This is a genomic window from Pontixanthobacter sp. (assembly GCF_049682855.1).
Classification (GTDB): Bacteria; Pseudomonadota; Alphaproteobacteria; order Sphingomonadales; family Sphingomonadaceae; genus Pontixanthobacter.
In genome coordinates this window covers 42,060-54,224 of sequence record NZ_JBAUIK010000018.1, presented here as the reverse complement: position 1 = coordinate 54,224, position 12,165 = coordinate 42,060, and the positions used below count along the sequence as shown (strand labels likewise).

Below are 12,165 nucleotides of genomic sequence, written 5' to 3'. Positions count from 1 at the left end.
TTATGGTCAGGGTGCCCCTCCACCATCCTGCGGATGGTCCCCCTCCCCGCTTTGGGGAGGAGTACTTCGCCGGCATCCCCGCCAAATACCCGCCGCGCACGCCGCCGTCCTTTCTCGTCATTGCGAGCGAAGCGAAGTAATCCAGAGCCCAGCGCGCTGACGCTCTGGATTGCCGCGCCGCTTCGCGGTTCGCAATGACCAAGCTTATTCGGCGGCCTACTTGGCCTTTGCCAACATATCCTTCAGATAGCCGCCGGTGAAACTGCCCGCCGTTGCGGCGACGTGTTCCGGAGTGCCTTCGGCCACAACCTGCCCGCCGCGCACGCCGCCTTCGGGGCCCATATCGACGATCCAGTCAGCGGTTTTGATCACATCGAGATTGTGCTCGATCACGACTACCGAATTGCCCTGATCGACCAGCCGGTGGAGAACCTCCAGCAATTTGCGTACATCCTCAAAATGAAGCCCGGTGGTCGGCTCGTCCAGAATATACAGCGTCTGGCCGGTGCTGCGTTTACTGAGTTCCTTGGCCAGTTTCACCCGCTGCGCCTCCCCGCCCGACAGCGTAGTCGCCTGCTGGCCGACTTTGACATAGCCAAGCCCAACCTCGTTCAGCATGTGCATTTTATCGCGGATGGGGGGGACGGCCTTGAAAAACGCCTCCGCATCCTCGATCGTCATATCGAGCACATCGGCGATGGAGAGGCCCTTGAATTTCACTTCCAGCGTCTCGCGGTTATACCGCTTCCCGCCGCATTCCTCGCAGGTGACATAGACATCGGGGAGGAAGTGCATTTCGATCTTGATCAGCCCGTCGCCGGTACATTTCTCGCACCGGCCGCCCTTCACATTGAAGCTGAACCGGCCCGGCTTATACCCGCGCGCGCCGCTTTCGGGCAGGCCGGCAAACCAGTCACGGATATTGGTGAAAGCGCCGGTATAGGTGGCGGGGTTGCTGCGCGGGGTGCGGCCGATGGGTGACTGGTCAATCTCGATCACCTTGTCGCAATATTCCAGGCCAGTGACTCTATCATGCGCGCCCGCAATCACCCGTGCCCCGTTGAGCGTGCGCGCTGCGGCGGCATAGAGCGTGTCGATAGTGAAGCTCGATTTGCCGCTGCCCGATACGCCGGTGATACAGGTAAAGGTGCCCAGCGGGATGGCGGCGGTGACATTTTGCAGATTGTTCGCCCGCGCGCCGTGAACGGTCAGTGTCCTGCCATTGCCCTTGCGGCGTTTGGCGGGGACTTCAATTTTCCGGCGGCCGGTCAGATAATCGGCAGTGAGCGATTTCTTTGATTTGAGAACCTGTTTCAGCGTGCCCTGCGCGACGACTTCACCGCCGCGCACACCCGCGCCGGGGCCGATATCGACGACATGGTCTGCCTGACGGATCGCATCCTCGTCATGCTCGACCACAATCACCGTATTGCCCAGATCGCGCAAACGTTTCAATGTTTCAAGGAGCCGGTCATTGTCGCGCTGATGCAGACCGATGCTGGGCTCGTCCAGCACGTAGAGCACGCCCGACAGCCCGCTGCCGATCTGGCTGGCGAGCCGGATCCGCTGGCTTTCCCCGCCCGACAGAGTGCCGCTCGTCCGGTCAAGATTGAGATAATCGAGACCGACATTATCGAGAAAACCGAGCCGCTCGTTAATCTCCTTCAGGATCGCCTTGGCAATCTGGCTTTGCTGTTCGTTCAGCTGACCATCCAGCGCGAGGAACCATTCTTTTGCATCCGAAACGGACATCCGCGTGGGGTCGCTGATATGCGTGCCGGCAACCTTCACCGCCAACGCCTTTTCATTCAGCCGCGCACCGCCGCATGTCTCGCACGGTTGTGCGGTTTGGAACTTGGCGAGCTCTTCCTGCATCCACGCGCTTTCGGTCTGGCGCAGACGGCGGTTGAGATTGCCGATCACCCCTTCAAATGCCTTGTTCACAGTATACGTCTTACGCCCGTCCTTGAACGTCAGCGGAACCGCCATACCGCCGGTGCCATGCAGAATGATCATCCGCTGGTCCGGCTCCAGCTGGCTCCACGGCGTATCAAGGCTGAACGCATAGGCTTTGGCCAGACTGCCAAGCACCTGCATGTAATAGGGCGATGGCGGGTTGGATTTGGCCCACGGCACCACCGCGCCCTTTTTCAAACTCAGTTCTTCATTCGGCACGACCAATTGCGGATCGAACAATTGTTTTTCGCCCAGCCCGTCACAGGTCGAACAGGCCCCCTGGGGCGAATTGAAGGAGAACAGGCGCGGTTCAATGTCTTCAATCGTGAAGCCGGACACCGGACAGGAAAACTGTTCCGAAAAGACGATCCGGTTCGCGGGCAATCCTGCGCCTTTCATCTGCCCGCCCGAGGCTTCCTCTTGCTCACGCCCGGGAACAACGCCGTCTGCCAGATCGACATAGGCCAAACCGTCAGCCAGTTTCAGCGCGGTTTCAAAACTATCGGCCAGCCGGGTTTCCAGATCCGGCTTGATCGCCAGCCGGTCCACCACAACTTCGATATCATGCTTGAATTTCTTGTCGAGCGCGGGCGCATCCTCAATCGCATAGAATTCGCCGTCGACCCGCACCCGGGTAAAACCCGCCTTCTGCCACTCAGCCAGTTCCTTGCGATATTCACCCTTGCGCCCGCGCACCACCGGGGCGAGCAAATACAGCCGTGTCCCTTCGGGCAATTCCATTACCCGGTCGACCATATTGGAAACGGTTTGCGCCTCGATCGGCAAACCGGTTGCCGGCGAATAGGGTACCCCCACCCGCGCCCATAGCAGCCGCATATAATCGTATATTTCGGTTACTGTGGCGACAGTGGAGCGCGGGTTGCGGCTGGTGGTTTTCTGCTCGATCGAAATCGCCGGGGATAGCCCGTCAATATGCTCGACATCGGGCTTCTGCATCATTTCGAGAAACTGCCGCGCATAGGCAGAAAGGCTCTCGACATAGCGCCGCTGCCCCTCGGCGTAGATCGTGTCGAACGCCAACGATGATTTGCCGCTGCCCGACAGGCCAGTGATCACGATCAGCGCATCGCGCGGCAGATCGATATCAATCCCCTTGAGGTTGTTCTCACGCGCGCCGCGAACCTTGATTTTGGTCAACATGCGGCGCGCCTCGATTGGGCAGAGAGGTGTGTAAGAGCCATAGGGTGCGCGTGTTCCTGCAATGTTCAGCTGAGTCAAGTGATCCGTCAAAGCATCCCCGACGCATAAACAATCAATGGTCAGACGGAATGATCCGGCTCATTTCAAAAAAGGTTCAATTCTGACCTAATTCATACCGGCTTGCGGTAATTGCTTAAGATTTGCCGGTTACACAGAAGCCTCCAGGAGTTTTATTTGCTGCAATCTTTTCTCTCGAAATGGTCCAGACCGAACGCAGATGTGCCGACCGAGCGCCACGCCGAGTGGGCAACGGAGGTTCAGCTGGAGATTGTCCGCGCGGTCGCAGAGCTGGAAAAACGCACGCATATTGCCAACCTTATCGGCTGGTCCGCCTGTGTCGCGGCGGCGCTGGGTATGCCCGGCGGAGAGATATTTGCAGTACCGATAGCTTGGCGGCTTTTCTCAATCCTTTTTGTCCGCCATTCATGGCGCAAGCTGCGCGGTAAACTGGTCAATTATGAACCCTATGAAGAGGAGCTGGCATTCGCGAAATTCAGCGCCGTTGTCAGCGGGTTTTTCTGGGCCCTGCTGCTGCTACCCCTCGCCGTCGGCGCAATCTGGCATCCGCTGGCACTGATTATTCTGACCGTTGCAATAATCGGTGTCAGCCTCGGATGCGCATTATTCGGTCCGCTTCCCCGATTGCTGTTTGTATATTACGCCGTGTTCATGACCACCGTGATCGGCCTGGTCACGATAGCGAGTGCCAGTTTCAACTGGGGGGTAACTGGCTTTGTCGTCTTCGCGGGTTGCGGGATCGTTTCCTATGCACTGGGATCGGGTAAGGAACATCGCAGATCAGCAGAGACGTTGGTTGAAAACCGCCGGCTGAGCTATGAATTGAAGCGGGCCCTGTCGCGTTCCAAAGAACTGGCAGAACGTGATCCGCTGACCGGATTGCTCAACCGCCGCGCATTCTTTGAAAAGATCGCCAAGCAGACGCGGACCCAAACCGCATTTCTGCTTGCGCTTGATCTTGATTATTTCAAACGGATCAATGACCGGTTCGGCCATGCGGTTGGCGATCAGGTGCTTGAAACATCTGCCGGAGTGCTGACAAAACTGATCACGGACCTGCCCGGCGGGCCGCATGTATCGGTGCGATTGGGCGGCGAGGAATTTGCTATCCTGCTCAACGGGCTGGACCGCGCAACCGCGCTATCCACTGCAGAGGCTTTGCGCGAACGCGTGGCCAAAATCTCCGATCAGCTGCGCGTAGATGGCCAGCGGATAGACGGTCTGCGCGTATCCGCCTCCATCGGCCTGGCGGCGCTAAGCCCCGATGAAACAATAGAGGAAGCCTTGGCCGCCGCTGACAAGGCGCTATACCGCGCAAAAGATAGCGGGCGCGACAAGGTTATCGCGGAGGCGGCTTAGCCGTCCACCTGCTGCGCGCGCTATTCGGTGCTGGGCCGTCATCTGCATATTTCCTGTCATTTCCATTGATGGAGTATCACATCCAGCGACATGAAGGCTTTCGTTTCCTTCTCCCTCTCTAATGGATCATTGGGATCCTGCCATGACGGAGACACTCCGACTGTCATCTCAAAACTCTCGGGCAGAGATAATAGATGCGTGACGTCAAGCTTGGCTTGCCCGCCATAATTCCAGTCCCGCCTTGGTTCACCGCCCGGGATTAACTTCGAGCCATAAATAGTTCTGTCAAACCCACTTGTCACTTCGGGTTCAGCCAGAATGTTGAGCGGGGGAGGTATCAGCGCGGCTTCTGCACCATATTGCGAATTTATCCGATACCGCAAACCATACCGGCATATGATCTGTGGTCCTGTTCGACAAACGCCTCTTGCCAAGACTATCAATCTCCGGTTCAAGCGCATTCAGCGACAATGTACCAGCAACGCGGTCGGGGGACTGCGGTTGGAACGGAACGGACCGGAGACTGAATATCATGAAACTGAAATTTCTTGCCGCCAGCGCGATGGCGCTTGCCCTTGTTGCGGGCTGTACCAAAGTGGATGGTCCGCCGCGCCAGTTGAGCGAGGAAACGACCGCCCTGTTCAGCGCGATCCCCGCAGGCAGCGGCTATTTCGCAACCGACAGCACTCTGCCGTTCCAAGCGCCCGATTTCAGCAAGATTACCGAGGCCGATTATCTACCCGCTTTCCGTCAAGGGATGGACATTCACAACGCCGAAATAGACGCGATCAAAAACAATCCAGCGCAAGCCAATTTCGATAATACGATCGTGGCGCTCGAAATCTCGGGCGCGATGCTGAACCGTGTGGCAAATGTGTTTTTCGCGCTGACCGGGTCGAACACCACCGACCGGCTGGATGCAATTGAAGAGGAAATCTCGCCCGAACTCACCGCACATAGCGATGCGATTACGCTGGATCCGGTTCTGTTTGCCCGCGTGAAAGCCGTGTACGATGCGCGCGATAGTCTGGATCTGAATGTCGAGGATACCACACTGCTGGAGCGGACCTATGCCGATATGGTGCACGCCGGTGCGCAGTTGACCGAAGACCAGAAGGAACAGGTCAAAACAATCAACACCGCCCTGTCGGAAAAAACCACCGCCTTTGGCAAGATGGTCCGCGACGCGACCGTGGCTGGCGCGTTAGTGGTCGATAGCCGGGCGGAACTGGCCGGTCTGTCCAATACCGATATCGAGGCCGCTGCCAAAGCCGCAGCAGAGCGCGGAATGGCGGGCAAATTCGTTATTCCGCTGCAAAACACGACGCAGCAGCCGCTTCTGCCCAATCTGGAAAACCGCGCTGTCCGTGAGAAACTGTTTACCAACAGCGTCAACCGCGCCGATCAGGGGGGCGAGAACGACACCCGCCTGATCCTCGCCGAAATTGCCAGCCTCCGTGCGCAGAAAGCCGCATTGTTCGGCAATCCTGACTGGGCGACCTACACCATGTATGACCGCATGGCGAAAGAGCCCAAGACCGCGCTCGACTTTATGGAGCAAATGGTCGGCCCGCTCGCCGAAACACAGCGCCGAGAGGCCGGTGTTCTGAACGCGCAAATCAAAAAGACCGGCGGTGATTTTGATGTCAAACCGTGGGATTGGTACCGCTATGCAGAGCAGGTCCGCAAAGAGCGTTACGACCTTGATGAAGAGGAAGTGAAGCAATATTTTGAACTGACATCGGTGCTGGAAAACGGCATTTTCTACGCCGCGACGCAGCTTTACGGGATTACTTTTGAACAGCGCAGCGATCTGCCCGTCTATCATCCTGATGTGACGACCTACACCGTGTTTGAGGCCGATGGCAGCGAGATGGGCGTGTTCTATTTCGATCCGTTCCAGCGCCCGTCCAAACGCGGCGGCGCATGGATGAGCAACTTCGTGCCGCAAACCTACCTCAAAGATACCAAGCCAGTGATCTATAACGTCTTGAATATCCCCAAGGCGGCTGAGGGTGAACCGCAACTGGTCAGCTTTGACAATGTGAACACGCTGTTCCACGAATTTGGCCACGCGCTGCACGGCTTTTTCGCGGACCAGAACTATGCATCGGTTTCAGGCACCGCGACTGCCCGCGACTTTGTCGAATATCCAAGCCAGGTCAATGAGATGTGGGCGACCTACCCCTCTGTTCTGCAAAACTATGCCAAGCATCACGAAACCGGCGAAACCATTCCCGACGCGCTGATCCAAAAGATCGAGGATGCTGCGAAGTTCAACCAGGGCTATGATTTTGGCGAAGTGGTTGAGGCGGCTCTGCTCGATATGAAATGGCACGCCTTGTCGCCAGAGGAAGCCGCGGCGATCAACACGGCCGAAGCGGTGGACGCATTTGAACGGAAATCGCTGGAAGAATTGGGCCTTGAAATCGGTCTGGTGCCGCCGCGTTACCGCAGCACTTACTTCAATCACATCTTCTCCAGCCCCGCTGGCTACAGCTCGGGCTATTACTCCTATCTGTGGACCGAGATGCTGGACCGAGACAGCCGCAAATGGTTTATCGATAATGGCGGCCTGACCCGCGAAAATGGCGATCACTACCGCGCCACCGTGCTCAGCCGCGGCGGCACGATGGATTATTTCGAAATGTTCGACAATTTCGCCGGACGCGCGCCCGATGTGACACCAATGCTCGAAGCACGCGGCCTGACCGGCGACGAGGAACGGTAGCACCATCGAGGGAAAAACCCCCGCCGCTCAACCGGGTGGCGGGGTTTTTTGTGAAACCCTGCCGCCCGCTACGCTGTCGTCAAGGGGTCGCCGGATAAAACGAAATCGCCTATGCGTCAGGATCGAATAATATCCTGCCAGCTGCCATGTCCCCCAGCGCCGGCCACAGCGATATCAAACCATCACGCTGACACCGGTCAATCGCAACCGGTTCGATGCGATGAGACGTGTGCTGAACCTCGCGCCCTGCACCCCGCGCCCTGCACCCCGCGCCCTGCACCCCGCCCCCTGCACCCCGCCCCCTGCACCCCGCGGCGTAGACCGATACCGGTATGTTGCTCATCGCCCTGGAGTGCGTGCATGATTAGATCCTGAACCACTCACCAGTGCCATTGCGCCCTGTGTGCCAATCCACTGCGTTGTAACGCCCCAGACCGTGTTTACGTTGGCACTCGAAAGCGCCTCCATCGGCCCGCCTTCCGCCACCAACTCGCCATCATTCAGCACCAGCACGCGGTCGGCGTGGTTCATTGCCATCGCCAGATCATGCAGCACGATGACGACACCGGTTCCGGCATTGGCCTCACGCCGCAGATGGCCGATCAGTGCCAGTTGATGCGCCAGATCGAGCGCGGCCAGCGGCTCATCGGCCAATATCCAGTCCGGCTCCCCCGCCAGCACGCGGGCCAATAATGCGCGCGCTTTCTCGCCGCCCGATAGCTGCGACATCGGCCGGTTTTTAAGCGCACCCAGATCCAGCGCCTCCAGCGCGGCCTCTACCGGAGCGGCGGCGGCATCGCGGTGCGGCATCCGGCCCAGTGCGACCAGATTGCCGGCGGACACATCCCATGCCGCTTCGCCGTTTTGGGGCAGATATCCGATGCGCTTGGCCCGCTCTACAGGTGGCAAAGAAAGCAGCGGAGCCCCGCCCAGCGTCACGCGGCCTGTACCGGGCGCGAGCAGACCGGTGAGCACAGATAACAGCGTCGATTTACCCGCGCCATTGGGGCCGCATATCGCGGTGATGTGCCCCGGCTGAAAAGTCGCCGAGACATCAGCAATCCTGCCTTTGACAGTGGCGTGTTGGACAGACAGGCTCACAGCAATCCTCCTGAATAACCGCGCCGCATCCGTAGCAGCAACCACAGGAAGAACGGCGCACCGATCAGACTGAGCGCAATGCCAAGGCGCAGCTCTGTGACAGTGGGCAGGATGCGCACCGCGCTATCGGCGACCAGCACGAGCAAAGCCCCCGCAAGCGCGCTCGGCACGATCAGACTGGACGGGCGGCGATCGGTAAAGGGACGTGTCAGATGCGGCACGATCAGGCCGACAAAGCCAATAATGCCCGCCACCGCAACGCCGCTGCCCACTGTCAGGCCGACGCCTGCGATCAGCCAGACCTGCAGCACGCCGGGCCGCATACCCATTGACCGCGCGGCGGCATCGCCAAGGATGAGCGCATCGAGATCGCGCCGCGCCAGCCAGAAACACATGATGCCCGCCAGCGTCAGCGGCGCCGCCAGATATACTTCGCGCCAGCTACGGTCGGTCAGCGCGCCCATCAGCCAAGTGACAATCTCGCTCATGGAAAAGGCATTGGGCGCGAAGCTGATCGCGAGACTCATCAACGCGCCTGCAACGCTCGCGATCATCATTCCCGCCAGCGTAAACAGGGCGATACCGCCAGTATGCCCCGCGATGAGCGCAAGCAAAGCCATCGCCCCCGCCGCACCTGTCAGCGCGAAAGCGGGCAACAGCCACGCGCTGGCGGAATAGCCGAACCAGAAACTTGCCACCGCGCCCAAGGCTGCGCCCGGTGCGATCCCGAACAATCCCGGATCAGCCAGCGGATTGCGCAAATATCCCTGCATCGCCGCCCCGGCCGCGCCCAGCCCTGCCCCGACAATTATGGCGAGTATTGCGCGCGGTAAGCGCAACTCGGCCAGAATTACCATCGCATTGGGTGTCGCGCCGAAATCCAGCCAGACGCGGCCCGCCAAGAGCGAGAGAGGCACAGCCAGCGCGAGCAGCGCGAGCACGACAAGATTGACCCGTTTCATAGCGCCGCATCCCGAACGTCCGCCAGCCGGTGTAGCAGACGGATAATCGTCGGGCCGCCGCAATATAGCAGGCCGCTATCCAATATAGCGCGGTGGGTCCCGCCAAGCTTCGCCAGTGCCGGATGGTGTTGCGACCGTTCCTGCCCGGCAATCAGCAATATGTCTGGCGGATTGGCCAGCATCGCTTCCAGTGACAGATAATCCGCCTGTTCCATCCCAATCGCGGCGCTGTGACTGGTAAGGCCGCTGTGCCGCATCATCGCGCTCACCAGCGCATTGTCGCCTGGGACAATGCCCGATGGCTGCCATACCACTGCGCTGAGCGGGTCGCCATCGTACAGCGCGGAATCCAGCGCACGGTCAATTCTGGCGATGAGCCTTTCGCCGCGATCCTCCGCACCGGCCAGCCTGGCCAGATCGCGTATCTGCTGATGGCTGTCGCTGATCGTGGCGGCAATCCCGAATGTGACCACCGGGATGCCCAGATCATCCAGCGCGGCCCGCGCTGCGGGCGGCATGAAACTGCTGGCCACGACAATATCAGGCTGCAGCGCCAGAATTTCTTCCACTGTCCCGCCGGTCACGCCATATTGCTGCGCTTTGGCCACATTCATCGACGTTGACTGCGGCGCGTGGCTGTAATGGGACAGTGCCAGCAGTTGCTCAGGCCCTGCAACCTCCGCCAGAATGGCATCGGTGCAGGGATTGAGACTGACGATGGTGGGGGCTGTTGTGCTCTCGCGCGCTGGCTCCGCCTGCCCGCAAGCAACCAGAGCCAGGCTGGCAAGAACGGGCAATAGGCGGATCAAAAGCTGGTCCGCGCCCCAACAAACGCGCCCCGGCCCGCCGAGCCAAAGCCGGCTGCGGTTTGATACGCCTCGTCCGTCACATTCTCGATCCGGCCAAACAGTTCAAAATCGGCCGTGACGGGCAAGGATGCGCGCAAAGTAAACAGGTGATAGCCCTCCAGCTTTGCCGTGTTTGCGGCATTGTCAAAACTATCGCTCACCAGCCGGATATCGCCGCCAAGCGTCAAGCCATAAAGCGGCGTTGCCCAATCGGCGGAGAATGTCAGCGCATGGTTGGGGCGGCGCGCCAGGTCGTTACCCTCATTCGCTGCACCCGCCGAACGGTTTTCCGTAACGACATAGGCATAGGCGGCGCGCACGCTGAATGTTTCTGAAGGGTTGGCACCCGCTTCCAGTTCCACGCCCTGCGCACGGACGTTGCCGACATTGTCATATGTTCCAAACGGGCGCGGATTGTCCGGGTCAGTACAGATTGCGCTGGTTACCCCAAAGCAGGAAATAAACTCGATCTGGTTCTCGCCCTTGCGCTTGAATGCGGTTGCGCCCGCATAAAACGCATCATTCCGGTTATTCCACGCAATGCCCAGATCAAAGCTGGTGCTTTGTTCGGGCGTTAGCGCGGCATTGCCGAAATCGGAGAATAGCTGGAACAGGCTGGGCGCTTTGAACCCCTCCCCCACGCTCGCCTTGATACGGATATCATCAGCCACTTCGTAACTGATATCCGCGCCAAAACTGGTTGCGCCGCCAAAATCGGCGTGGTCATCATGCCGCGCACCAATATGGCCCGACAGGCGGCCGAATTCGATGCCGAGCTGTGCATAAACGCCGCTGATGCGGGTTTCCTGACGCGCAGTGAAGCCCGTTTCGAAACTGGTCCATTCGCTCTCGCCACCGAAATTCACGATCAGGGGGCCAATCGGCCGCCACTCGCCCCGCAGTTCGGCCCGGTCAGAATGGCCATCGCTGGTGAAGCCAGGATCACTGCCGAATTCGGGATTGAAATTCTGCCGTTCGGTATCAGCGACAGAGTATGCGGCGTTCAGGAACAGCGGGCCGCTATCATACAATGCGCCCGCCGCCAGTGAATATTGCTGTGTTTTGGAAAACTCATCCGTATCAGCGAAGGCAAATGCTGGCGGGGGAAAGCCGTCAATTTCCAGCTCACCTTCGGCATAGCGCCCGCGGGCGAACAGCGTGATCCGGTCATTGAGATAAAGGCTGGAACGACCCGAAATATCCCATTGCTCAAACCCATCAGCCTCTGCGCCATTGGCAGCTGACGAAAAACCGTCCGTGGTCAAATAGCTGCCCGACAGACCGGCATAGAGCAGATCGGTCTCGATGCCGCCTGCGGTGGTGCCGTAAAAGGTATCGCGCGCGCCATATTCGGCGCTGGCGGACAGGCCGGTTTCCGCGCGGGTGGTGACGGCCAGAACCCCGGCGACCGCATCGCTGCCCCAAATGGTGGAATTTGACCCGCGCAGCAAATCAATTTTGGCGATGTTTCCGGTTTGCAGATTGCCGAAATCGAACCCGCCCGATGGGGAGGCCGGATCGGCCACCCTGACACCATCGACCAGAACCAGCAATTGCTCCGCCTCCGCGCCGCGGACACGCACGCTGGTGACTGCGCCAAGCCCGCCATTGCGGCTGAAGGCCACGCCCGGTGCACGTTCCAAAACGCGGGTGATGTCAGCCCCCTGGACATCCTCAATTTCATCGCGCGTGATAATGCTGACAGCTTGGCCAGTATCTTCAACTTCGGAGCGGGTTCCGGTGGCTGTTACCGTGATTTGGGCTTCATCGGTACGCGCGAAGCCATAGACGCTGCTGACGGCATTACCATCGTCATCATAAATTATGGCGCTGCGCGGTTCCCCCACCTGCTGCGCAGCGGCGGGGGCAGCAGACATAGCGGCAGAACAACCAAGTAATAGCAGGTATTTACACATAAAAACTCCGATCATAAGCACTATCGCTCATGACGGGGCAGGCGCATGTTTTT

At 59.3% G+C, this 12,165-nt stretch carries 8 protein-coding genes; 2 read left to right on the top strand and 6 right to left on the bottom strand.

The annotated features are described in order from the left end of the window. Window positions 1-216: 216 nt before the first annotated feature. Window positions 217-3,117, bottom strand: a complete 2,901-nt coding sequence (gene uvrA / locus WA922_RS11810; RefSeq protein ID WP_424771909.1) for an excinuclease ABC subunit UvrA — start codon at window positions 3,115-3,117, stop codon at window positions 217-219. A gap of 234 nt (window positions 3,118-3,351) precedes the next feature. Here uvrA and WA922_RS11805 point away from each other — a divergent pair, with 234 nt between their 5' ends. Further along, the gene (locus WA922_RS11805) at window positions 3,352-4,554 is read left to right on the top strand and encodes a diguanylate cyclase (protein WP_424771908.1); all 1,203 of its coding nucleotides are present in this window, start codon (window positions 3,352-3,354) and stop codon (window positions 4,552-4,554) included. Window positions 4,555-4,610: 56 nt separating this feature from the next. Here the strand turns inward: WA922_RS11805 and WA922_RS11800 are convergent, their stop codons facing one another. After that, window positions 4,611-4,937, bottom strand: a complete 327-nt coding sequence (locus tag WA922_RS11800; RefSeq protein ID WP_424771907.1) for a hypothetical protein — start codon at window positions 4,935-4,937, stop codon at window positions 4,611-4,613. Window positions 4,938-5,086: 149 nt separating this feature from the next. On the opposite strand from WA922_RS11800, the gene WA922_RS11795 reads away from it, so the two are divergent. Next, a complete protein-coding gene (locus WA922_RS11795) occupies window positions 5,087-7,285 on the top strand; it encodes a M3 family metallopeptidase (RefSeq protein ID WP_424771906.1) in 2,199 nt (732 codons plus the stop codon). Window positions 7,286-7,624: 339 nt separating this feature from the next. On the opposite strand, the gene WA922_RS11790 is transcribed toward WA922_RS11795, so the two are convergent. The 4 genes from WA922_RS11790 to WA922_RS11775 are packed head-to-tail and all read right to left on the bottom strand — an operon-like array spanning window position 7,625 to window position 12,073. Then, window positions 7,625-8,386 carry an ABC transporter ATP-binding protein gene (locus tag WA922_RS11790; protein ID WP_424771905.1) on the bottom strand — a complete coding sequence of 254 codons (762 nt, stop codon included), beginning with the start codon at window positions 8,384-8,386 and terminating at the stop codon, window positions 7,625-7,627. After that, window positions 8,383-9,348, bottom strand: coding sequence for a FecCD family ABC transporter permease (locus WA922_RS11785; protein ID WP_424771904.1), 966 nt, complete (start codon window positions 9,346-9,348; stop codon window positions 8,383-8,385). The genes WA922_RS11790 and WA922_RS11785 overlap by 4 nt, the downstream gene beginning before the upstream one ends. Beyond that, window positions 9,345-10,157 (bottom strand): ABC transporter substrate-binding protein, encoded by an 813-nt coding sequence (locus WA922_RS11780; protein ID WP_424771903.1) that lies wholly within the window; start codon window positions 10,155-10,157, stop codon window positions 9,345-9,347. The genes WA922_RS11785 and WA922_RS11780 overlap by 4 nt, the downstream gene beginning before the upstream one ends. Further along, the gene (locus WA922_RS11775; protein WP_424771902.1) at window positions 10,154-12,073 is read right to left on the bottom strand and encodes a TonB-dependent receptor plug domain-containing protein; all 1,920 of its coding nucleotides are present in this window, start codon (window positions 12,071-12,073) and stop codon (window positions 10,154-10,156) included. The genes WA922_RS11780 and WA922_RS11775 overlap by 4 nt, the downstream gene beginning before the upstream one ends. Window positions 12,074-12,165 lie beyond the last annotated feature (92 nt).

Coding starts and splice junctions, on each gene's coding strand:
- uvrA (WP_424771909.1), bottom strand. CDS start 3,117: ATGTTGACCAAAATCAAGGTTCGCGGCGCGCGTGAGAACAACCTCAAG.
- WA922_RS11795 (WP_424771906.1), top strand. CDS start 5,087: ATGAAACTGAAATTTCTTGCCGCCAGCGCGATGGCGCTTGCCCTTGTT.
- WA922_RS11785 (WP_424771904.1), bottom strand. CDS start 9,348: ATGAAACGGGTCAATCTTGTCGTGCTCGCGCTGCTCGCGCTGGCTGTG.
- WA922_RS11775 (WP_424771902.1), bottom strand. CDS start 12,073: ATGTCTGCTGCCCCCGCCGCTGCGCAGCAGGTGGGGGAACCGCGCAGC.